Below are 24,992 nucleotides of genomic sequence, written 5' to 3' on the forward strand. Positions count from 1 at the left end.
TTATATCCTAGAAGCTATATCTTGCTCCAAGATTAAACTGCATAAATGTTCTTTGCTTATCTCCAAAGCTCTTTTCCACATCGATATACATTCTAGCTCCCTTAGTTAGCTCAATATTGCTTCCTATATTTAGCACTGCTCTTCCATTGCTCTCAATACTATCAAGTGTAGTAGTTGTTCCTCCTACTTCACCTTGCATACTTGCACTTCCACCATTGATATAATCATACTCATAGAATGCTCCTACATAAAGACTTGCAAATCCTTTCTCAGTGGTGAATTTCTTCCCTAGACTTGCTCCAGCTCTAGTCCTTAGAGTGAGGATACTATCTTGGGTGGCTTGCATTGTGGTGCTAGTTCCCACCATATTATACATCTCACGATTGAAATCGCTTTGATTGAAGTATCCAAAGGCGACTTCTACTTGAGGATCAATATACCAGCTTCCTTTTTCACTTTCAGCAAATTTATAGCGATACCCAAACTCATCACTTAGCACCATTGCAAAGTTGCTAGTATTACTCATTGTATTTGGATCATTACTCAAAGAAAATTCACTCATAATGTAATCAAACTTGAGAATTGTGTCATTATACCAACCACTATCAGCAACATAGGAGTTATAAAGCCCAACTTCAATCATATTGGAATTGACTTTATCAAGTGAGATACTATCACTTGCTCCTACAAGTCCATTCATACTTAGAGTATTTCCTTTTGTATCAGAAGTTCCATAAGCCACTGCGATTCCCATAAAGTTTCTTGCACTCTCTCCTATGCTAAGTGAGTAGTCATATCCTGCTTGAGCTGTGAGGTAATCAGTCTTGCTACCTGCTCCAAAGTCATTACTCATATTCCCCCCAAAGACTCTAGCCCATACTCCTTGATTATGCTCACTCTCTCGCAATTCTCCCATTCTTTTATTTAGAGAGTTAAAGTTGGCAAGATAGAGATCGTAATTAACCGTGAGGGCTGAACTTGCCACTTCTTGGTATTGGATAGGAGCTCCTTCATCTTTAATTGCTCCAATATAGTAGTTAATCGAATCGAAAGTTACCTGTTGATTGAGTTCAAGAACTTCAACCACAGTTCCTCCAACCAATGATTTTCCACCTATAACTTCCATATTGGCTGTTGAACCATCTTCTGGGTTGTAACCTGAATCAATCACTTTAGCAACCAAAGTATCAGTCGCTCTATTGATGATATCATCGTATGTGCCTAAAACTTTGATGATTGCCTCAGATTTTGAGCCATTGTCTTGTTTTGTTACATTTTTGAATACAACACTATCGGTTACTCCACTAGCACCCACATCAACGACAAAGCTTGCAACCCCCTTATAGCTTCCACCATTGTTTCCTATAACCAATTGGTTGCCACTTCCTCTTGTCAGTGGATTTGAATCCATATTATGGATATCAATCGTGGCATTATTGGCACTCAAAGAATTGATAGTGCTTGATTTGTGAAGTGTTAGCTCTGAGTTATTTTGGAGATCAAGACTAATGTTTCCACCACTACTATTATCTAAAGCTTCTGTAATGCTAAGTTTTGCATTATCATTGACTTGGAAAGTGATTCCACTTCCATTGGTAACCAAAGCTTGAGTGATTGTGTTGTTATTTCCTGAGAAAGCAATCTTGTTATTAACTCCAGAGATAACTTTTATATTTTGAAGGGTTTTATTCTCAAGATTGAGAGTATTTGAGTAAGTTTCATTGCCCTTGAAAGCCAATGTAAGATTATTGTTGGTATTGCTGATTGTTCCAATTGTTGCAATGACATTATTGCTAGAAGAATCAAGTTCAAGGGTATTGCTTGTTGTAGCATTGGCATTGAGAGTGGTAATATTGGTGTTTTGAGCACTCAAAGTAAGAGTAGAGTCATCTCCTGAGAGATGGGCTGTCTTTAGAGTGATTGCCCCTCCACTCAAAGTCGCACTTCCATTCTCAGCCACTTTTAGCACAGAATCTCCTGCTCCACTCATTCCATCATCAAGAGATAGTTCTGTATTATTTGCTAGTTCAAATGTAATGCCTTGACTTGCTCCTACAACCATAGCATTCTTAAATGTAGTTTTGCCTTTATTGAGAGCAAGCGTGTTGTTTGTAGAAGCATTTGTATCAAGCTCTATCCCTGAGAGGATATTGTCAGCTTCTTGGAATATGAATTTTTTTGCATTGCTTCCCACACCAAATTTCAATCCCACTCCATCTCTTGTAATACTTGAGGCAAGTGTCGTTTCAACTTGGTTTGATGTGGAATCAAGAACAAGTTTGCTTCCTGTAACATCTGTGGCACCTAGTGAGCTAATCGTATTTGTAGCTCCCTTGAGAGTAAGGGTGGAGTCATCTATCTCACTAAAGCTAACACTTGCATTGGTTACATTGCCTGTGATTACTGCTCCTATGTTTTTGACATTGATTGTAGCTGTGCCTGTTGTTCCATCATTACCCACACCAAATCCACCTTGAAGCACGGCATTGCTTCCATTGAAATTGAGAATATTTGTGGCTGTGGTTTTGAGTTCTCCTGCACCTGCTGTGTTATGAGAATCAGTAAGATTGAGCTTGGAGAAATTTCCAAGATTGATTGTGTTATTGACTCCTCCCACATCACTGACAGCCATTGTCCCAACAATCATATTGCTTTCATCTTCACCAGCATAAACATTGATGATATTGCTTCCATTTGTGAGCTTGATGACATCACCCATTGTCGCAGTATCAATGAAGTTAATTGTATTTGTTCCACCTGTTAGCTCAATACTTCCATTGAGTGTCGAAGTTCCTGCTCCACCACGCAAGTTGATGATACTATTGCTATTGTCTCCAATTGTGAATTTTTGTCCTTGTGCACCCAAAGTAGCTGTAATCTTATCAGTAGAAGCCTGTGTTTTTTGGAAATCAATCACAAGCGTTGAGCCTTGATTGAAAGTAATATTCCCATCTACTTTCAATGCTCTTGTTCCACTTCCACCAATAGAAATTCCTAGCGTTTGTCTATCACCCACAACCACAGAACCACCTAGGGCGAGAGTAGAATCCCCTGTTCCTGAAAATCCAAGAAGCATAGAGCCATTGTCATTAAATGCAAGTGAAGAGATTTCTGCATTACTTATAGATTCAAGTGTAATTTTTGCATTTGAGGCACTTGTAGTTACACTGCTAAGAGTATTTGTCCCATTTCCTGCCAAAAGAAGTTCTGAGAAATGAACTTGATCAGCAAGTGAAGTTCCTCCCTTAAAAGTTGCCTTAACTCCACTGATAGCACTATCAAGCCTTACAAGTGTATTGCTTGGAGTTTGAGTATCAGAGCTTAGTGCCAAAGTGAAATCTTTACCTGACAAATCAGACACGCTATTGATAGTCGTGCTTCCAGCCTTGATTGCTAGTGTATTTGCTCCTGTATCACTAACAGTGAGTTGCTTGATTGTATTCTCTCCTTTCTCAAGCGTGAAAGTTTTGGCTGTATTTGAGGTATCGCTAAAATCAAGATCAAACTTTGTCCTACTTGCTGTGCTTCCTACAGATACACTGCTAGAGCCTTCTCCCATAACTAGCTTATTGACTACACTATCTGATACATTGGAAGTAAAGGTGTCAATAGTCGTAGATGTATTCTTGAATGTCAAAGTAGAGGCAGATGTTGTGCCTAATGCCATATTAAGACTTGTAAGTTCTACACTTCCCCCACTCAAAACTACACCATTTGTAGCGTCTGCGACAACACTAAGTGTCGTTGCTCCATTGTTTCCTGTAGTAAGCCCTTTTGTGAGAGCTAGTTCTGTGTCATCTGAGAGAGAGAAAGCTAGAGCTTGAGTAGTGTTACCCCCACCTACACTAACTGCATCAAAAAACTCTGTCTTTCCACTGCCAAGATTGATTGTGTTGTTAGTGGAGTCATTATCTCCAAAAGTGATATTAGTGAGCGTATTTCCACTTGCACTAAGAGTAAGGGATTTTGCATTTTCTCCATTTGCAAAACTGATATTTGTAGTTCCATTAGTGGTATTTGTGCTTACAGCTCCACTGATTGTCCCACCACTATTATCTGCGATAGCAATTGTTGTAATGGCATTACTTCCATTGGTATCAACCAAACCACTAAGAACACCATTGCTTCCATTAAAATTGATACTTGTAGTTCCTGCTGTGGTAGAGAGAGTTCCATTACCACTGCTTCCAAGTGTGAGAGTTGTTGCCTCACTTCCAGCCAAGAAGTCGATATTCATAGCTTCTCCACCTGCTGTTACTGCTCCACTAATGCTTCCACTTTTTCCATTGGTTATTGCAATGTTTGTAGTTCCTGTGCTTGAAGTAGTAAGTGTTCCTGTGATACTAGAGGTGTCATTAAAGTTGATAGCAGTAGTTCCACCACTTGTAGAAACATTACCACTCAATCCTGCATTAGCTCCATTGAAGTTAAGAGTGGTTGCTCCACTAGATGTATTTATATTGCCATTGCCACTATTGAGTGTTAGGGTTTTATTTGCACCAATCTTTATAATATTTCCTGCACCACTAGAAATTTCTCCAATTCCTGAGAATTTTAAATCATTGCTGATTGTGGCAGATTTGTTAGAGAGATCGATGATATTCTGTCCTGCTCCTGAAGTGGAGAGAGTATTGCCATTGGCAAGACTATAAGTTCCACCATCATTCGTGAAAACAAATGTGGTGCTTCCTCCAGTTGTGCTTACATTTCCACTGAAAGTTCCTGTGCTACCACCACTATCTCCCAAGAAGTTGATTTCTGTAGCTCCACTATTTGTAGTAAGGGTTGTGGCTGAACTATCATCACTATTGGCAAAAGTAAGAGATTTAGTATTTGAGATTTTAAAGATATTCTTACCACTTCCTGCAGTTTTTTCTGCTGTGATATCTGAAGTAATCTTTGTATTTCCTTGTATATTAAAGGTGTTGTTTCCATTGCCATTGAGGGTTAATTTGCTATTTGAAGCACCCATAGAAAAAGTAGAATTATCTGCAGAGAATACAAAAGTATTGCTCCCATGTCCTGCACTGATATTCTCACTTACACTGATATTCCCTGCTCCAGTGAGAGTGATTGTATTGCTATTGAGTGCAGTATTGTTGCTTTGGTTGCTATTAGCACTCATACTTTCAATAGAAATACTACTTCCTGCACCACCACTGATTTCATTGGTATGCTTCCCATTTGTTGTGTTGCTGATAGTTCCTGCTGTTGAGATTGTTGAGAAATGAGCAGTTAGAGCTCCTGAAGCAGTGATGGAGTTTTTTGCTTCTTGTGTCGCACTATCTCCACTTACACCTAGAGATACCTTATTGCTCTCATTTCCCAAAGTGATGGTTTGAGCAGAAATGCTGTTTTTCCCCCATTGTGCAGAGATTTGAAGTTCTCCTGATTTGGAGATTTGCAAATCTTGTGTTGAAGAGATAGTGTTTGTCCCTGAGTTTGAGGTTGTGATATTGCCAGAGATTGAGTTGATGCTTCCATTGAGCATTATTTGGTTTGTGTTATTTCCAGTTGTGATTGAAGCCAAAGAGCTAGTGCCTGAGGTGTGGATATAATTATTTCCTCCGTTTGCCGTGATTGCTCCTGTGATAGTGAGGTTTTCTACATTGATATAGTTTCCTCCATTCCCTGCTGTGACTGAGCCAAAAGTATAAGTCCCTGTGGCTGTATAAGTGCTAGACATAAAGGTAGAGGCAAAGTTTGTGGTATTCATTACTGCATTATTAGCACCTGTAAATAAAGTGGTGTCATAACCACTAGCTTGAGTAATGAGATCTTTACCAATAATATTGTTTCCATAATCAGAGCTGATTGTTGTGATATTGGCTGTTGTTGCACCACTGTTAATGCTTATGGCATTGAAGTTTTTTGCAGGAGTTGCTCCCCAAGTTCCCAGTGCTGATAGCTCTGTGAGATTAAGAGTATTGGTGGTTGCTCCCAGTAAAAGAGTGTTTGTCGAGTTTCTATGATTTGCAACATTTCCCCCATTATCTACCTTGATAGAGATTGTGTTGCTATTCTCTCCAAGTGTAGCTGAAGTCCCTGTAAGGACGAGGAGATTGTTGTGATTCTCAACAGTAAGATTGGATACTTTGTCTAAGGTAAAAATATTTCCTTTAATTGTGGTGATTCCATTGATGTTGATGTAGTTTTTTCCACTTCCAGTTGTATTGATGGCATTTGAAGTGTTATCGACACCAAACACAAAAGTTCCTGATGCAGAATGAGAGGTTTTGACAAACTCAGATAGGGCTGTGTCTTTAATTTGCTTTTTATAGTCGCCATGATCTTGAAATATATTGGCATTGTAGGTTATCGTCTCACCACTTGCCGTATAGGTAACTAAATCTTTTCCAATCAGATTGTAACCTCGACTAGAGGTTATGGAAGCAATCTCTGTGCTGTTGGTGGCATTGGCGTTGTAGTTTAATGCATTGAAAGTGTGTTCTGCTAGGACACCATAAGAGTAGTCTCCACTTGCAGAAAGTGTGCTTATTTTTGCTGTAGTGTTACCAGAAAAAATCAGAATATTTTTAGAGAATGAGCCAAGTCCGCTTACTGTTTGGTTAGCTAGTATTTCAATACCATTATTATTTTTTGCTTTCAGTGTAGATGCTTGAGTAAATACAAGATGATTGACAGCGTAATTTTTGGCTCTAATTGTTCCATAAACTTTAGCATCATTTCCAAAAATAATCTTTGAGAATCTTGTCCTTACATAATCAGCATTCCCAGTAGTGGTAATATTGTTTATGCTCCCTAGTCCTTTGATTGTTGTAGTATAATCCACATAATCACTTCGATATGTGTCAATATTGCCATCTACTTGCGTATTGGTCCCAAAGATAATTGTTCCACCATTACTTGCATTGATATTTCCTGTCATCGTTGATAGATTATTGATCGTCGTTGTCCCACCTGAGAGATTGATATCTCCCGTAATTGTTTTGCTGTCGCCAATAAAATTAAAGGCATTTGTGCTACTAGAAAGACTGATAGCTCCAGTGATGGTTGTGAGGTTATTGATGTTTATATTTGTATTGGTGTTACCACCTGAAATTGTAATACCATCTTCAATACTTCCACCATGAGTATCATCAAAATTGATAGTCAATCCTCCTGTGCTAGTTTTGGAAACCTTTCCTGTGATAGCTCCACCCTCTCCATTAAACACAATGCCTGTATCTTCAAAATTTACATTTAGATTTCCTTCCAATTTTGCACCATTGTTGAATGTGAGGGCGGGATTACTTGTATTGGTTAATCCTCCACTATCAAGAGTGATATTTCCCTTGACACTTGCACCAAAAGTGGCCTTAAAATATCTACTACCGTTATAGTTTGTTCCTAGTGTTGCAATATTGCCCACAAATGAATATGTTAAATTGGCTGTGTTAGATAAATCAAGAGTGAAATTGGTATTGTTAATATTTGAAAAATTAACATTAAGTGTTCCTGTGCCATCTCCCATCTGAATGGCTTTTCCACCACCATTTAAAGTAATGCTTGTGTCGTTTGTTGTAGCTGTATATGTTGTGGCATTTCCACTTCCACTTACGCTACTTCCTCCAAATTGAAAAGTGAGGGTTTGAATGGGATCTGTTCCACTATTAAGTGCGGGTTGATAAACATCAGTGTTGCTTCCACCTGCTTGAGATCCATCAACTCCATTCCAAATAAAATTCCATCCAGAATTTGGATCATTCGGAATGGTAATACTTGTATCAGCACTCACTACACTCACACCAAGAGCAAGAGCTAAAGAACTTGCAATAAGAGGCTTAAAAAATCTGCTAGGTTTAGCGACTAGAGTTTGAGAAGAGAGGGTGTTAGAATCGGCTACTACCCCCCCCCCCATAGGTGCGTAATTTCTTCATCATTTTCTCCTAAAAGTAAGATATCAAGTCAAAATTTTATCGTAAATGTTGAGTAAATAGACTCAAAATTTCACACTTGGGGGGGGGGGGATAGAGAGATAAAAACCCTATTTATAGGCTTATAAGAGAGGTAAAGATTTTTGAAAGTAGGAAGTGAAAGAAGCAGATTTGTGTAGAGTTTAGAGCTAGGTTGGTTATACTTCAAAAAATTTTATTAAAGGATAGAGATTGAATATTTCAAGTGCAATTATTTACACACAAAAACCTCAAAGCGTGATTGAAGAGATTGACAAAATTGCAGGGTGTGAGGTGCATCTGTGCGATAAAGAGAGGGGGATTATCATCATCAGCATTGAAGCTGAGGGTGTAGAGGGGGAGATGGAGATATTGGAGCGAGTGAGTGGGATTGAGGGGGTAATAGAGGCAAATATGCATTATAGTTATAGTGAAGAGGAGTTAGAGAGGGCAAGAGAGAATATCTCTACTGAACTCTCCCCAATCCTAGATGATAGCACACCGATTGAAGAGGTGCGATATAGTGGAAGTGTCTATAATCAAATGCACAAAGACTAGGGAGAGAAAATGGTGATTGAGAGAGTGCAAGAAGCGATTGAGGCTTTCAAAAATGGTGAAATGCTTATCGTGATGGACGATGAGGATAGAGAGAATGAGGGGGATTTGGTTTATGCAGGGATTTTCAGCACTCCTCAGAAGGTAAATTTTCTAGCTCAAGAGGCTAGGGGGCTAATCTGTGTGTCTATTACTCAAGAGTTGGCTGATAGATTGGAGCTTGCTCCTATGGTGGCTTGTAATGATTCGGCTCATCACACAGCTTTTACAATCTCAATTGATGCCAAAGAAGCAAGCACAGGGATTTCGGCCTATGAGCGAGATATGACAATTTCTTTGATGTGTGATTCTTCATCAAAGCCCTCAGATTTTGTCCGACCTGGGCATATTTTCCCCCTCATTGCCAAAAAAGGTGGAGTGCTTGTGAGAACGGGACATACAGAGGCAAGTGTGGATCTCTGCACTCTTTCAGGACTTGCTCCTGTGGCTGTGATTTGTGAGATTATGAAAGAAGATGGAAGTATGGCAAGGAGAGGGGATAAGTTTCTTTTTGAATTTGCCAAAAAGCACAATCTTAAGACACTCTATGTCTCTGATATTGTGGAGTATCGCTTGAGATATGAGAATCTTGTGCGACTTGAAAGCAGGGGAAGGGGAAGCTTTTGTGGGGTGGAGTGTGAGAGATTTGAGTTTGTCGATCATTTGGGGTATTCTCATCTTGTGTTTGGGTTTGGAGATAAGGGGGGGAATCCTTATGTGAAGTTTCATTCTATGGGGGGTGATGTGGAGCTATTGAGTGATAGAAGGGGGTATGAGGTGTTAAGCAGAGGAGTTGAGAGATTGGTGAGAGAGGGAGGATATCTTGTATGTCTTCACCCCTCACACAAAGGAGAGCAAAGAAGTTTTGGAATCGGAGCTCAAATCCTCAAAGCTTTGGGGGTGAGTGATTTTGTGTTGCTTAGCTCAAAGGGAGATAAAGAGTTTGCAGGGCTTGGGGGATTTGGTGTCAATCTTGCTAGAGTTGAGGTGCTTTAGAAGAGGGCTAAAAGCACCAAAGCCACAAGAGCAGGTAATGCTTGTTTGAAAAATATAGATTTAGAGCTAAGACTTCCATAGATTCCTACAATGATGATAAAGAGCAAAAAAATCACTTGGATTTGATAGTGGGAGAAGATTGTCCCATAGAGCAATCCAAGTGCTACACAGAGATTATAAATCCCTAGATTTTTGAAAAGATTTTGAATGTTTGGATTTTGCAATACTTCAGGTTTGAGCCTAAAGAGTTTGGAGCAAATAGGACGATGTGTCGCAAAAAGCTCAATATAGGCGATAAAGAGATGTTCCAAAGCGACACAAAGACAAAGCACTAAAGCAAGGGTTTTCATCACTATTGTGTAACGATGCTAAAACTCATCTCCAAAATCTCTTTGTGAGATTTGATGAAGGTATTGAGATCTTCAAGTGTGAGATTTTGAATCTTTTCTAGCTCCTGCTTATTGTAGTCAAGGCTTAACCCTCGATAGAAGTTTGCAAACGCTGTGCTTAGGCGTTGGCTTAGGGTTTCATTCCTCAAAGGCTCACTGCCTAGAAGAAATTTCTTGGCACTATCAAGCTCTTCTTGTGTTACGCCATTTTTCACAAAATCAGATACTACTTTTTTGACAAGCTCGATGCTTTGGTTTTGGTTGGCGACTTTGGTTTGGAGATGACCACTTGCATAGTTTGCTAGGTTTGTGAGGTTGATTCTTAGATAAGCTGAATAGGCTAATCCATTTTTCACTCTAATCTCTTCCATCATTCTTGAGCCAAACCCACTAGCTCCAAGAATGAAGCTCATTACTTTGACTTTGTGAGATTGCTCTTGATAGTCTTTGAGGTGGAAAGGTGCTCCAAAGTAGATATAGGCTTGTTGTGTTTGCTTGTATTGAGTTTTAGTCTGTGGAGTGGAGTTGGCTTGATAGGTTTGAGTAGTTTTGGGAGAGCCTATGGGGAGTTTTTGTAAGAGTGGGGTGAGTTTTGTAAGTGTGGAGTCAATATCCAAATCCCCACCGATGACGATATAGAGATGAGAGAGGGTAAGGGCATTTTTGAGGAAAGTTTGGATTTGCTCTAGGTTGATGGATTGGATAGAGGAGAGTGTCCCTCTTTGGGGGTATTGTAATGGAGTGTTTTTGAAAAGGATTTGAGAGAGTCCACTACTGGCTAGATAGTCAAAATCACTCTCTTTGGCTAGAAGTGAAGCCATTGCTCTATCTTTGACTTTTTGCAGGGCGTCATTTGTGAAGTTGGGAGAGTCAAGGAGCAAAGAGAGGAGATTGATAGAGTTTTCTTCTTGCTCTTTGAGGAAAGAAAGATCAAACTCCAAAAACTCTTGAGAGCTTGAGATGTGCAAAGAAATCGCCTTTTCTTCCAAAAGTTGAGCAAACCCTACACTCCCTAAATCCTTTGTCCCCTCATTGAGGATAAGAGAAGAGAGATAAGAAAGTCCTTGAGTTTCTCCATTATAAGCACTTCCTGAATTTGCAAAAATAAGCTGAATCGCCCCTGTGGGGATAATCGAGCTTTGCTCATAGATAAGAGGGACTTCTACTCCTGAGATAGAAATCGTTTTGAAATTTGCACCTAGCATAATGCCTCCTAAAAATAGTAATGTTGAGAATAGTTTTTTCATTTGAAAACCTCCAAGATATTGTAAGCTGTGTCGCGTTTGGCAGGGATACCCCCAATGTCTTTGATGAGAGAAATCATCTCTTGCATATTCATACTATGGCTTACCCCTGCTGAAGATACGACATTTTCTTCCATCATCGTGCTTCCCAAATCATTTGCCCCAAAAAGCAAGGCAAGTTGTCCGATATGGCTACCTTGTGTTACCCAAGAGCTTTGGATATTTTTGAAGTTATCAAGGTAGAGTCTTGAGGTGGAGAGGAGTTTGAGATAACGATTGGAGCTTGCAGAGTGGAGGTGGGGGAATTGGGCTTTGAGTGGAGTGTGTGAGGGCTGAAAACTCCAAAGGATAAATGCTCTAAATCCACCAAACTCATCTTGCAGATTTCTAATGTGGCTTAAATGCTCGATAATATCCTCATCACTCTCAACACTTCCAAACATCATCGTTGCCGTGGTTTTCATACCGATTTTGTGAGCTTCTCTATGCACTTCTAGCCACTCTTGAGTTGAGAGTTTTTTGGGAGCGATAATATCACGCACCCTATCGCTTAGGATTTCTGCTCCTGCCCCTGGGATTGAGCTAAGCCCTGCACTCTGAAGCCTAAGCAAAACTTCAGAGATGGGGAGTTTGGAGATTTTGGCAATGTAGTTGATTTCAATAGCTGAAAAGCCGTGAATTGTGATAGTGGGGTATTTTTTGTGAATGTGAGAGACTAAATCTTCATACCACTCAATCTGAAGTTTGGGATGAACGCCCCCTTGAAAGAGAATCTGCGTCCCTCCGATAGAGAGAAGCTCATCAATCTTTTGATCAATCTCTTCAAAACTTAAGATATAAATCCCACTCTCATCAACTCTTCGCTTAAAAGCACAAAACTTACAATCCACCCAGCAAATATTGGTGTAATTGATATTTCTATCAATCACAAAAGTGATGATATTATCAGGGTGAAGCTCTTGTTTGACTTCATTGGCTCTCTTTCCTAGAGCCTTTAATGGTGTGTTTTGAAGGATTTCTAAAATCTCTTTATCGTTATAGCGTTTCATTAGAATCTTGTTCCCATAGTGAATTCAAAGTTTGAGGTTTTATCTCCTGGTTTTGGATCAATCGCCCAAGGGAAAACTAGCACAATAGGTCCAATAGGAGAAACCCATTCAATTGCAAGTCCTGCTGATTGTCGCATAATTGGCTCATTACTGAGTGGAAAATCATAACCATTCCAACCAAGACTTCTTTTATGATTTCCAATAATTCCAAAGTCATAGAATGCTGAGATTCTCATCTGCAAGGATTCAAAAAGTCCATAGCTAAGCTCTACTGAGTTTGTAAACATATAATTTCCACCTACATAAAAACCTTGGGCATTTGTTGGAGCTGGAGAGAGTGAGCCACTTTGGTATCCTCTAATCGTGCTGATTCCCCCCATTGAGAAGAGATTAGTTACAGGAGTAAAGCCCTCATCAAAGATATATCCTGCTTGGGCTTTGTATCGTGCAATCAAATCAATTTTCATCCAAGACTTGAGGTGATGATAGGCTGCAAACTTTCCATAGAGCTTGGTGTATTTCTCATCTCCTCCTAATCCCGCATACTCTAGGTAAGTTGAGGCGATAAATCCGTTTTTGGGGAAGTAGTAATCATCGGTATTATCAAAGCTAAGGCTTGGAGTAATCGAGCTTTTCCACGGCTCAAGATTATCGTGAAATAAAATGCTATAAAAACTTTTATAGCTTTCGCTTCCAAAGTCATTGATTTGAGAGCGAGAGAGGTTATAGGTCAGTCCAAATCGCAAAAAGTTTGTCAGCAATCGCCCTACGCTGATACTAAATCCTGTGTTATTCTCTGTGTAGTTCCAATCCGTATAAGAGCTTCTAAAAATCTCAAAAGAAGCACTATATCGGCTATCAAAGATTCTAGGGTTGGTTAGTCCGATATTGTAGAGTTGGCGAGTTTTGGAGATATCCATATATACTTGGGCACTATTTCCTGTCCCAAAGAGATTTCTCTCTCTCACTGAAGCATTGACTGTGATTTTGTCATAGCTTCCATACCCCAAACCAAACATTAGCTCCCCTGTGCGTGTCTCTGTAACAGAAACAAGCAAATCCATAGAATCATCACTAATTCTCTTGGTATCGATTTTGACAACCTCAAAGAATCCTAGTCTTCTAAGAGCGTTTTCAGATTGTCTAACTTTGGTGAGGTTGTAGAGATCGCCCGGTGCTAGGAGGATTTCACGACGAATGATTCTATCAGCTGTGCGTGTATTTCCTGAGATGATAACATCATTGATATACACCTTTTTCCCTGCACTCACATAATAGATCACCCCCACTTCGCCATCTTTTTTGTCCAAATCAGGATTGACATTGGCAAAGGGATAGCCGATATCTGCGACTTTGGTTTTGATACTATCCATATCTGCTCTGAGGTTTTGGACATCAAAATATTCTCCCTTTTTGATTTTTAGTCCTGAGTAAAGCTCCTCTTCTTCAATCACAGGGGTTTCTAGCACGATTTTGACATCAGAGATTTTATATCTTACCCCTTCAGTGATTTTATAAAATAGTGTGGCGTTGTAGTCGTTGAAATTTACGCTCAAAAATGGAGAGGAAACTTGAGCGTCCAAAAATCCTTTTCTCATATAAGCATCTTGGATTCTTAGAGAGTCATACTCTAGCTCATTGAGGTGGAGTTTTCCATCATTAAAGCCCCACATCCAGCCTAAAAAGTCTTTTTCTTTGTTGGCTGTAAGCTCTTCAATATCCCCTACACTTAGCTCTTTTCTCCCCTCATAGATTGCATTTTGGATAATAATCTCATTTCCTTGATTGATATTGACGATGAGGTTAAAGGCATTGCTTTGGGCAATAGGAGTAGAGGTAAATTCAACTACGCTTCCATAATAGCCCTTTTGCTCCAAAATGGCTTTGATCGTCTGCTTGGCTCTCTCAAGCTTGAGGGTATCAAACATATCTCCTCTCTTTAGTCCTAGCTGATCAATGAGTGCTGTTCGCTCAGATTCGTTGCCATAGCCTTTGACTTCGATACTTCCAATGCGTGGTTTTTCTTTGAAATAAAAGCTTAGAGTGCCATTATCAAAAGTTACCCAAATATCCTCAAAATATCCCTGCTCATAAAAGGCGATAATTGCACGATCAAGGGCTTTGTAATCAAGTGCTTCTCCTAGAGGGATAGAGGCAATTTCATTGGCAATAATGTCTGAAATATAGACAATATTATTGTATTCAATCTTTTTGACTACCCCTCCTTTCTGCCCTTTGGGAAGTTTGGGGGGGATTGGGGTGTTGGCAAATGCAAAGCTTCCAAGCCCTAGAAAGAGAAAAAAATAAATAAAAATTTTTAAAAATCTCACACACATTCCAAATATTTTAATTTTTAGAGAGAAAAAACTCTACATTATATCTTGCTTTTGGGCGTTTTTGGTTTGTGTAAGCACTTCTTTGGCATTTTCTAGGATTTCTAAATCACTGCTAGGGTCAAAAAATCTAAATTCATCTCCACTTTGCCTCTCTCCTTCAAGCAAATCTCCTCCTTTGCGATATTTCAAATCAAGTTCAGCAATCTCAAATCCATTTTTGGTTTGTGTGAAGTCTTTGAGGCGTTGGTTATTGTGAGAGTAGGTGAAAAGGAAGCAATAGCCTTTAAGCCCATTTCTGCTCACCCTCCCTCTAAGCTGATGAAGTGTGGCAAGTCCCATTCTCTCAGCCCCCACAATCACAATCGTACTTAGGCGTGGCAGGGAGATTCCCACCTCTATGAGGGTGGTTGCAAGTAAAATCTTGCCTTTTTCTCTAAACTCTTGGAGGACTTTGTCTTTGTCTTTGTCCCCTCCATTGGTGCAATACACCCCTTCAAAATGCTTCCTCCAATACCCCTCTCCTTCTTTGAGTGAAGTATAAGCAAAGCTCTCACTCTCCTCAACCAAAGGATAAACGATGATGACTTGATGATCTTGCTCTAACTCTTTTTTGATATGAGCTAGAAGAGAGGGAAAGTCTTGTTTGTAGAGGATTTGTGTGGTGATGTCTTTGACAAAGGGAGTATCTTTGATAAAAGTGTGAGAAATCAAATCACTTTGGAGCATTGCCATAGTTCTTGGAATCGGCGTGGCAGAGAATTGCAAGATATGGGGCTTTTTGCCTTCTTTTGAGGCAAGTTTTTCTAAGAAAAATCTTTGCTGTGTGCCAAAGCGATGTTGCTCATCACTCATTACAAGTGCAAAATCATCTAGGCTATCATCTCTGTGGATTAGGGCTTGAGTGCCGATGATGAAATCAAAGTCTTGATAGCTTTGCTTTTTGCTCTCTCTATCGCCTAGAAATAATCCCACTCTCACAAAGGAGGGGAGGAATTTTTGGGCTTCTTCATAGAGTTGGGTAGCTAGGATTGTAGTGGGTGCCATAAGGATAGATTTGTGAGGGTAGGCAAGGAGAACTGAACACAAGATGACAATCGTTTTGCCACTTCCTACATCTCCCATTATAAGGCGTCTTGAGGCAATGGAGCTAGAGAGGTCTTTTCTGATTTGCTCTATGGCATTTCTCTGCCCTTGTGTGAGGGGGAAAGGGAGAGAGGAGATGAAGCCTTCTACTTCTCCTTGACAAATACATTTTGCTTCAAAATTTCGCTTCTTCTTTTGTAGGGATTGAAGATACAAAAACACTTCGATGAATTTGAGGGATTTGAGTGAGCTAGGAGGAAAAGTCTTATAATAAGTGTATTGGCGATAGAAGGGGAGAGTGGGGTGAAAGATTGGCAAAATGTGAGGGATATACTCTCTAGGGAGTGGGGTTTGGAGTAGGTTTTGCTCTGTGATAAGAGAGCGAGTAAGCTCTAAGAGATTTACCCCCTTTCTTTTCTCAAAGATAGGTGTAATCTCTCCAAAGTGCTTAATGACTTTGGGCTGAATCATCTCTAGCTCAAATTGTTTTTGGATTTTGCCTTGTAGGTAGAGGGTAGAGTCGATAGGGAAAAGGGAGGTGTGGTATTTTTTGGGATAGAAGATTGTGATTTTTAAGGGGGTGTTAAAAGAAGGGAGAAATGCTCCTATTTGCAAGGTTTTGGGGGTGCGATGATGTGAGAGGATTTTGGCTTGGACTACCCCAGTGGAGGGGAGATTGTCAAGATTTTGGAGCAAAAGGGAGTTTTCATATCCTTTGGGCGTGATGAGTGCAACTTCTAAGAGATTTTTGCATTTGAGTTTGACTAAGTCTTTTTCCACTTCTTCCCTTTAATATCAATGTTTAATTGCATTGTATCTGAAAAATCAAAATTGGAATAGGGTTTGCTTAGTAGTCTGCATAATTTTTGAAATGAAGGATGAAATATGCTTAGATCATTGTGGTCAGGTGTGAGCGGAATGCAAGCTCATCAAGTTGCTCTTGATGTAGAGAGTAACAATATTGCAAATGTTAATACCGTGGGATTTAAATACTCAAGGGCTTCTTTTACAGATATGCTCTCTCAAGTGGGAAATGCGGCGACTTCCCCTCTAAGTAGTGGTCTTGGAGGACAAAACGATAAGTCAGTAGGACTAGGTGTAGGTGTGGGTGCAACTACAAGAATTTATTCGCAAGGAAGTATGCAAAACACTGATGTAAAGTCTGATTTGGCGATTGAGGGAGAAGGATTTTTTATCGTTAGCCCTGATAAAGGAAATAGTCAAAAATATACAAGAAATGGAGAATTTCTCTTTGATGCCAATGGAAATCTTGTAACCACAGGAGGGTATGTGGTGCAAGGATGGACTAGAGGAAATGATTTGGAAAATGTCAATGATTACAATGCCTTTAGTGTGGATAACACAGGTCCAATCAAAGGAATCCAAATCGATCCAGGTATGGTAATGCCTGCAAAATCTTCATCATCTATTTCTTTAAGAGCCAATCTCAATTCAGGACGCAAAATTGAGCAAATGGAAAGTATCTCTACTCTTGACTCAGCAGTTCGCACCAAAGCTGATGGCACAAATCCTGTCTATGATTCCAATTTCAAACTTCAACAAAATGCCGAGGATATGGGAGTATTATTCAACTCTGAAGGAAATGCACTAGGACTAACTGAAGATCAAGGAATTTGGGTAAGTTACAAAAACTCAAAAATGCTTAGAGAGGTTGTAGATAGCAAGGGAGTAAGCACACTGGGACTAAATGGAGCACTCATTAGCTTTAGCAATGATTCTAATGTCAGTGGGATTACAAGCTTAGTAGCTGCCAAAGATGCAATCAATGCTGCCACAGATCAAACAGGGATTACAGCCTATATTGAGGCAGGGGTGCTAAGACTTGAGAATAGAAATGATTTAGAGGGTAATGAAAACCTCAAAAACATTATCGTTACAGACTCAGGAACAGGAGTGTTTGCAAACTTTGCAAATGGTGATGCTGATATTACTTCTTTCCGATACAAATACACCACAAACAACGATGCAGACTTCACCACAGGGCAATTCAAAACCACAGAGCAACTCCGAGAGCTAATCCAACACGATGCTAATATGGTCAAAAACCCTGATGGCCCCTATAAAGATAGCACTTCAAGTATTGCTGTAACGGTCAATAAATATGGAATGTTTGAAATCCAAAACAAAGAAGATGGCAATGGAGTTGATGATACGATGAGTATCCTTGTAACAGGGTATAGCTCTGATAATGTGGCAAGTAACATTCTCTTCCGTGATGCAATGGCGACACTCAATACTTCAGCCTTGCTTGAAGGGGGCAAACCTACAACTTCAGCAAGATTTACAAAAGCTGTGCATAGTGCAAGTATTGATATTTTTGACTCTTTGGGATCAAAGCACAATGTCAGACTTGAGTTTTATAAGAGTGGTCCGCTAGAGTGGAAATTCCGTGCAGTAGTGCCAACACCTGCAAAAATCATCGGTGCAAGTGAGGCTTATCCCAATATTTTTGAGGGAGGTAGAGTAACATTCAATGGTGATGGAAGTTTGGCAGGGATTTATCCTCCGACTTTGGAGTTTGAACCTCAAAATGGTGCTAAAACTCCTCAAAGAATCGATTTGGCTTTTGGTTCAAACAAGGCTTTTGATGGACTAACAAGTGTGGATAAGGTTTCTGAAACTTATGCGATTGATCAAAATGGATATCAAGCAGGGGATTTGGCAGATATTCGATTTGATAACAATGGAAACCTGCTTGGAGCTTTCAGCAATGGTCGCACAATCGCCCTAGCACAAGTCGCACTTGCCAACTTTGCCAATAACTCAGGACTTCAAGCAGATGGGGGCAATCTCTTCTCAGCAAGTGCAAACTCAGGGACTCCAATCGTGGGAGCACCCAATACAGGAAGAAGAGGAGGAGTATCAGGCAATAAGCTAGAGATGAGTAATGTGGATCTCTCAAGAAGCCTTACTCAACTCATCGTAACTCAAAGAGGATTCCAAGCCAACTCTAAGGCAGTAACCACTTCAGATCAAATCCTCAATACTCTTTTATCGCTTAAGCAATAATCTTGGGGGCAATGCCCCCTAATTCTTTTTCTTTGGTTACAATAATTGTTTTATTTTGAAATCAAAGGTTTTTGTCTATGCAATCTCTCTCTTCACTCCTTCAAAATGGCTCAACTCAAGAGATAGAGCAAGAAATCTCAACTAGACTAGCAAAAAATCTCTCCTTTTTTTCTACCCAAAACCAAAAGCTCTATCAAGCCCTGCTTACTCCCCCTAAGACTTATAATCTTTTCTTTGATGAGAGAGGGTTAAATATCATCAATTTAGAGGAGAAGTCCTTTGTCTATCCCTATATTGAGGGCAAGTCTTGTATGCTTAGTGTGCATTTGGATTTGGCAGATTTACCTCTAAATAATCCCAAATGGAGCGTGCAAAATAACTCTTTGTATCTAAGAAAAATGGAGATTGACACTTTCCCTATCACAGGGGAGGCGTGCAACTCAATGATAGATGAGTTAGAGAGAATGGGAGGGGTGGCTGAGTTTCATTTGAGCTCTGATTTTTTGCCTAGCACCACGCTTTTTGGTTGCCTAGGTGGGCTATTTTTGGAGTTTTTGAGAGAGAGGGGAGTGAGTTTTCATTCTTTATTGCTTTTTGAAGAAGAGATAGATTTTTTTAGAATCTCTTGCTATTTTGTGGATTATGAGGCTTTGTTTTCTCAAGTTTCCCCACTCTCTTGCTATCTATTTGTCCAAAACCTTATTAGCAAAGACATTATCCGACACTATTTTGAAACGCATAAAATCACAAACAACTTTTTGCGTCTTGAACTAAGCTTATATGATTCTCCCAAAATTGCTTCAGCTAAGGCTTTGGTTTATGAGTGCTATGCCCAAAACTCAAGAGGGTGGGGGAGTTTTGAAGATGAGAGCAAGGGGCTAGTGAATACTTTGCAAAACTTGCATTATAAAATCTTGCAAAATCCTCATCGACTTGATATCCCAATCTGCGTGGTGGGGAATGGTGCAAGTTTGGATCATCTGCTCCCCTTTATCAAAGAAAATCATCATAAAATGATTATCCTAAGTTGTGGGACAGCTCTAAAAGTGCTTAAAGCCAATGGAATCTCCCCTGATTTTCAAGTAGAGATTGAGAGGATTGATTATCTCAAAGGTGTGCTAGAGGAAGCTCCACTAGGGGATACACCTCTCATTTGTGGCAATATGGTCAATCCTAGTGCGATAGCTTTAGGGAGAGAGGCATATGTCTTTATGCGTGGGGGAAGTGGGAGTTCGTATTTGCTCAAAGATACCTTTATCTTAGAGCTTTCAGCTCCATTTGTGGGCAATGCTGGAGTAGCTTTGGGCTGTGCTTTGGGAAGTGATGTGATTTTGTGCGGGCTTGATTGTGGGTATATTGAGGGAGAGAGCAAACACGCAAAAGGGAGTTACTATGGGGTAGAGGGCAAAGAGATTCCAAAAGATGCCTTTGAAGTGAGAGGCAATCAAGACAAAAGAGTGTTCTCTACCTCAATTTACTCCCTCTCAGCCAAAATGATGGCTCTGGCAATCTCTCACTATAAGCCCAAAAGTGCGATTAATCTAGGAGATGGGGCTTATATTGATGGAAGCATTAGTGCAAAAGTGGGAGATTTTGAACTCAAAGCCAAAGACAAAGCTAGGGCGATTTTGGAGCTAAAAGAATGCTTTGCCCCTCAAAGCCAAGATTTTTCCCTCTCTTCTTATACTCAAGAGTTGCGTAAGTTTGTCCAAGTGATTGAATCCAAACTCTCAACCCCCCTGCATTCCAAAAAAGAGCTGTTTGAGAGAATTGATGAGATCAATCATCTCTGCTTCCTTCAAAGCTCTACCAATCCAAGAATAGGGGTGATGATAGAGGGAAGCGTGTATCATCTTCTCCAAACCTTGATGATGTGCTCTCTGCATTATCCTAGCAATGAGATTAGTGAGCTTTATATACGATGTGTGGAGTTGATTGCTGAGGCGTTGGATAAATGTGTGATGAGGTGTGCCCTTTTGGGGGCAAAGTAGGAAGCCTCTTTTCCCCTAGACTTTGGGGAAAGGAAGATTTCTTTTGAAAAGGGAGGTGATAATCAAAGCCAAGACTCCCAAAACTAGGAAATACACAAAAGTGGGAATAGGGAGAGGATCTCCTGCTGCATAAGAGTGCATTCCTGAAAGATAGTAATTGACACCAAAGTAAGTCATAAGGATAGAGAAAAATCCTACCACACTTGAGGCTGCAAAGATATAGGGCATATTCTTAAAGCCCAAAAATCTAAGATGAAGAATGATTCCATAAACTCCAATAGAAATCAAAGCCCAAGTTTCTTTGGGATCCCAACCCCAATATCTTCCCCAAGATTCATTGGCCCAAACCCCTCCTAGGAAGTTTCCAACCGTGAGCATCAAAAGTCCCAAAATCATAGACATTTCATTGATTGCTGTGAGGGAGAGAATAGCATTATCAATATTTTTTTTCTCTTCCCCACGCAACAAAAACATAAGCAAAGTAATGCTTCCAAGCACAAAGCAAAGCCCCAAAAATCCATAACTTGCTGTGATGATTGAGACGTGGATATTGAGCCAATAAGACTTCAAGACTGGCACAAGATTGCTTACTTGTGGATCCATAAAGCTCAAATTTGCCACAAAGAGCGAAATCCCTGCTAGGAAAGAGGCAGCAGAGATTGCAAGATTGGATTTTCTGAAGAAGAGAATCGCACTCATTGCTGAAGCCCAAGCAATATAAAGCATTGATTCATAAGCATTGCTCCAAGGGGCGTGCCCACTGATATACCAACGCAAACCTAAAGCGATAGTTTGGAAAAGTGTCAAAATCCCCAAAACTACCAAGAAAGAGAGATTGATTGCTCTTGGCATTGATTTGTTTTTGAAAACATAAGTGAGTGTGATTGCAAAAAGAATAACCCCTACAAGAATGAAGGGAAGAATGAGGTATCTGAAAAAGTTTGTTTTGTTGAGGAAGATTTCAGAGCTGATTTTGGAATCTGAGATGAGTAGAGCTGGGCTGTGTTTTTCTTGATAATTTTTGATACTCAAGAGTGCCTTTTTTGCATTCCCCCATTGATTTTCCATTACACCCTCATTGATAGCCATATAGAAGCTTTGAGTGATTTCTCCTAGTGCTTCAAACTCTTGAGCGTATTCAACCCTCATTCCCTGCTCTTTTGCTTGCAATACTTGGATAATCTCAAGAGGAGAGAGCCATTTATTGGAATCTTTTGGAGAGGGGAGGGTTTTGAAAAATGTTGTTGTATAGATAGAGTAGGCAAGATTGATTCTCTCATCGACTGCTAAGACATCTTTATCAAAAGTATTTCGCATTGAAGGTTTTTTGTTGTTGGCATCTTCTACATAATTTTGTAAGACATAACCCCCATCAGCAAACACATCTCCAAAGGCAATATAATTGCTTTTGGGAGAGATACCTAGGATTTTTTTAAGCTCAGGATTGGAGATTTTTATCATTTTGATTTGTTGCCAATTCTCAGGGAACATCATCATTCCTAAGAAAACTTGAGTGTTATTCATTCCCAAAAAACCATCTTGTTTGGTGATTTTATGCACCAAATCTGTAGCTAGAGTATTGAGGGGTTTAATACGCCCTCCCAAATCTTGCACTAGCACTTTTTCAAACTCATAAGAGAAGTCTTTGGTATTGCTTTTAAACTTCTCTAGGGCAGTTTGAAGCATTTGGACTTGTTGCTCTTGGGTTGGGTTTTGGAATGCATAGCTTGGAGTTTGAAGTCCTGCAAAGAGGAGCAGAGCCAAAAAGAAAGAAAAGACTTTTTGCTCGTGTAGAAAATGGCTTAATCGTCTAAATCTTCCACCTTTATCCAAAAGTAGCCAAATTGAGCCTAAAATCAAGATCGCATAGCCAATATAAGTAAGATTTTTACCTGGATCATTATTGACAGAGAGAATCGTGCCTTGCTCATCTCTATCATAAGAGCTTTGGAAGAAGCGATAATCTCCATAATCAAGCACATTGTTCATAAAGATTCTAAAAGGTTTTTCAATCTTTTGCACATCATCAATCACAACCACTTCAGAAGCATAAGAAGAAGGACTCATCGACCCTGGGTAGCGATCAAGCTGAAAGTCTTTGAGTGCGATTGAGAAAGGAAGAAGGATTTTTTTCACTCCCCAAGAGAATGCAAGCTCAACATCATCGTTTTGCAAAACCATTGGCTCACCCTCAATCCCAATCCCACCGATAAGCTCAATCTCATCAGAAAATGGTGGATAATCCAAAGAAATCACCATTTTTGAAGTAGGATCTCTTTTGTCCATTGAGAGCTTTTGCACTTCTAAAACTTTGAGTTTAAGAGGTTTGCCAAAGACTGAAAGTTTTTCACTTAGACTTTCCCCTGCAATGAGGTTAGCTAGGATTGAGTATTGCTCAACTTTTCCTTCAGAGTTTTTGGCTAGGATATTGATATAAGTTTCATTAGAGAGAATAAAATTGCTTTTTTGTCCCTCACGGATATGCATCATTCCCTCAAATCCAAAGTATCGCGTTACTCCTGCTCCTAAGATGATAAAAATCAATGAGGAGTGAAAAAACAAACTTGCATATTTTTTTCTCTGCCACGCTTTAGAAGTGATAAAGCACCCAATGAGTGCGACTAGAAGATAGAGGTGCAAAAAATTGAACCAAGAAGTATTGTAAATCAATGCCTTAGCTGTGGCTGTTCCATAGTCGTTTTCAATGAAAGTAGCAATCGCACAAGAGCTCATATAGATTGCAGTTAGTGGGATAGCTACCCACAATGAGCCAAAAGCAAGTCTTAAAAAGTTTTTGAAATTATCCATTTATTCTCCTTGTAGTTTTGCTTGAAGCATTTGGTGCATTTCTTGCTGATTTTTAGCCTTGAGATATTCTCCACTAGCAATAAAATCCAAAAAGACTTTGAATTGCACTTGGGATAAATATCCTGGATAAATCACAATAGGCTTCCCACTTTTATCCAAAAACACGATTGTGGGAGTGGGGCGAATATTGTATTGACTTGCAAGAGTGGCACTATTGACTTTTTCTTTTTTGCTTTCAAAATCTACATTATGAGTTTTTTCATAACTCAAATTGATATAGTAGGATTTAAAGTCTTTTTTGAGAAGTTCTTGAGTGCTTTTGTCTTCTTTGATATCATCTTTGAGGCGATCACACCATTGGCAATTATTTTTCCCAAAGATTAAAATCACAAATTTTCCATTTGAGGAAATCTCAGAAGTATTAGAAAAGATATGTTCCAATCCTTTATAACTTGCCTCATCTAGGTTTTGAGCTTTTTTAATCTCTTCTTGAGAGATATTAGATTGGGTTGAGAAGGTTTCTTTGTCGATTTTGCTATTATCGCACCCTGCAAACAAAATCCCCAAACACAATATATAAGCGATTTTTTTCATTGTTTTTCTCCTTGTGTAGATTGAATGATAAATTCCCCAAAGCCTTGAGAATCATTAAGACAAGGCACACGGATAAAATCCTCTACCCCTCCTTTTTTGGCTAGGGTATAAAGCTCGATATCAAGCTCAAAGAGTGTTTCTGAATTATCAATGCTGAAAGCTAGGGGATAGATGATAAGGTTTTTTTTGCCTTTAATCACACTTTTGGTTGAAGGCTCTAGCCATTTCATTGAGCCGACTTTGGATTGATAAGAGAGCAAAATCTCGCCAAACTCCAATCCCAAAGTAGGAAGATAGGCTTTGAGTGCTTCTAGGCTTTTTTGACACTCTTTTGCATAAGGATCTCCTGCATCAATGATACTTTGAGGTAATCCGTGAGCTGAGAGAATGAGAGAGTAGTCTTTGGCACTTCTATCTCCTAGTGCTTTTTGGATATCTTTTGCTACAAGGTTGATAAAGGCAGGATTATCTGCATAAGAAGTAAAAGAAGTGATTTTGGGGGTGAAATGATGTTTTTTGCAAGAGGCTTGAAAATCTTCAATTGAAGAGAGGGTGGTGGTAGAAGAGTATTGAGGATACATACTAAAAAGTACAACCTCTTCAATCCCCCTATGCACTAAATCCATAACAACCATATCAGAATAAGGTGGAGTATAACGCATTGCATAGGTATAGTAAGTATTGCTATCTAGCTCACTGAGTTTTTGAGTGAGGGCGAAAGTGAGGGGAGTGATAGGGGATTTTCCTCCTATGGCTTGATAATTTTTTTTTGCTTCCTCTAAGCGTTTGTTGATAATGACAGAGCCAATAATCTTTCTTAAAAAATTACTTTTGATTTGCAAGATATGAGGATCAGCAAACATATTTTTAAGAAAGGTTTCTACTTCAAAAAGGTTGGAGGGTCCTCCCATATTGAGTAACACGACAGCTTTTTTAATGGTAAATCCTTGTATTTTTTTCAAAACCTTAATCATATAGTAAGA

Annotated in this window: 13 protein-coding genes; 4 read left to right on the forward strand and 9 right to left on the reverse strand. The window is 39.5% G+C overall.

Features of this window, described 5'->3' with window-relative positions; genetic code table 11:
- Positions 1-7 precede the first annotated feature (7 nt).
- The gene (locus CQA58_RS03110; protein WP_115569262.1) at positions 8-7,861 is read right to left on the reverse strand and encodes a hypothetical protein; all 7,854 of its coding nucleotides are present in this window, start codon (positions 7,859-7,861) and stop codon (positions 8-10) included.
- 247 nt (positions 7,862-8,108) lie between these two features.
- Here CQA58_RS03110 and CQA58_RS03115 point away from each other — a divergent pair, with 247 nt between their 5' ends.
- Both CQA58_RS03115 and CQA58_RS03120 read left to right on the forward strand, forming a co-directional pair.
- Positions 8,109-8,453, forward strand: coding sequence for a chaperone NapD (locus CQA58_RS03115; protein ID WP_115569263.1), 345 nt, complete (start codon positions 8,109-8,111; stop codon positions 8,451-8,453).
- Positions 8,454-8,462: 9 nt separating this feature from the next.
- Positions 8,463-9,485: a bifunctional 3,4-dihydroxy-2-butanone 4-phosphate synthase/GTP cyclohydrolase II gene (locus tag CQA58_RS03120; RefSeq protein WP_115569264.1), complete on the forward strand. Its 1,023-nt coding sequence runs from the start codon at positions 8,463-8,465 to the stop codon at positions 9,483-9,485.
- Here CQA58_RS03120 and CQA58_RS03125 read toward each other — a convergent pair.
- Genes CQA58_RS03125 through recG form a run of 5 tightly spaced genes read right to left on the reverse strand, consistent with a single transcriptional unit; the run spans position 9,482 to position 16,366 of the window.
- Positions 9,482-9,835 (reverse strand): DUF1304 domain-containing protein, encoded by a 354-nt coding sequence (locus CQA58_RS03125; RefSeq protein WP_115569265.1) that lies wholly within the window; start codon positions 9,833-9,835, stop codon positions 9,482-9,484. The genes CQA58_RS03120 and CQA58_RS03125 overlap by 4 nt on opposite strands.
- Before the next feature lie 2 nt (positions 9,836-9,837).
- A complete protein-coding gene (locus CQA58_RS03130; protein WP_245942751.1) occupies positions 9,838-11,079 on the reverse strand; it encodes a M16 family metallopeptidase in 1,242 nt (413 codons plus the stop codon).
- Between the two features lie 38 nt (positions 11,080-11,117).
- Entirely contained in the window at positions 11,118-12,167 is a 1,050-nt protein-coding gene (locus CQA58_RS03135) for a dehypoxanthine futalosine cyclase (RefSeq protein WP_115569267.1), read from the reverse strand.
- A complete protein-coding gene (bamA, locus tag CQA58_RS03140; RefSeq protein WP_245942753.1) occupies positions 12,167-14,497 on the reverse strand; it encodes an outer membrane protein assembly factor BamA in 2,331 nt (776 codons plus the stop codon). The genes CQA58_RS03135 and bamA overlap by 1 nt, the downstream gene beginning before the upstream one ends.
- 39 nt (positions 14,498-14,536) lie before the next feature.
- Positions 14,537-16,366: an ATP-dependent DNA helicase RecG gene (gene recG / locus CQA58_RS03145; RefSeq protein ID WP_115569269.1), complete on the reverse strand. Its 1,830-nt coding sequence runs from the start codon at positions 16,364-16,366 to the stop codon at positions 14,537-14,539.
- Between the two features lie 105 nt (positions 16,367-16,471).
- Here recG and flgE point away from each other — a divergent pair, with 105 nt between their 5' ends.
- Together flgE and CQA58_RS03155 are read left to right on the forward strand one after the other, a co-directional pair.
- Positions 16,472-18,616 carry a flagellar hook protein FlgE gene (gene flgE, locus CQA58_RS03150; RefSeq protein ID WP_115569270.1) on the forward strand — a complete coding sequence of 715 codons (2,145 nt, stop codon included), beginning with the start codon at positions 16,472-16,474 and terminating at the stop codon, positions 18,614-18,616.
- 77 nt (positions 18,617-18,693) lie between these two features.
- Positions 18,694-20,607, forward strand: a complete 1,914-nt coding sequence (locus tag CQA58_RS03155; RefSeq protein WP_115569271.1) for a motility associated factor glycosyltransferase family protein — start codon at positions 18,694-18,696, stop codon at positions 20,605-20,607.
- A 15-nt stretch (positions 20,608-20,622) separates the two neighbouring features.
- On the opposite strand, the gene CQA58_RS03160 is transcribed toward CQA58_RS03155, so the two are convergent.
- The 3 genes from CQA58_RS03160 to hemH are packed head-to-tail and all read right to left on the reverse strand — an operon-like array spanning position 20,623 to position 24,971.
- On the reverse strand, positions 20,623-23,415 hold the full coding sequence (locus tag CQA58_RS03160; protein ID WP_115569272.1) for a cytochrome c biogenesis protein: 2,793 nt from the start codon (positions 23,413-23,415) through the stop codon (positions 20,623-20,625).
- Positions 23,416-24,009 (reverse strand): thioredoxin family protein, encoded by a 594-nt coding sequence (locus CQA58_RS03165; RefSeq protein WP_115569273.1) that lies wholly within the window; start codon positions 24,007-24,009, stop codon positions 23,416-23,418. It abuts the gene before it with no gap.
- Entirely contained in the window at positions 24,006-24,971 is a 966-nt protein-coding gene (gene hemH, locus CQA58_RS03170; RefSeq protein WP_281270000.1) for a ferrochelatase, read from the reverse strand. Before hemH ends, CQA58_RS03165 begins: the two co-directional genes overlap by 4 nt.
- Between the last annotated feature and the right edge of the window lie 21 nt (positions 24,972-24,992).

Origin of the sequence: Helicobacter brantae, from assembly GCF_003364205.1 — a bacterium.
GTDB classification, from domain to species: domain Bacteria; phylum Campylobacterota; class Campylobacteria; order Campylobacterales; family Helicobacteraceae; genus Helicobacter_G; species Helicobacter_G brantae.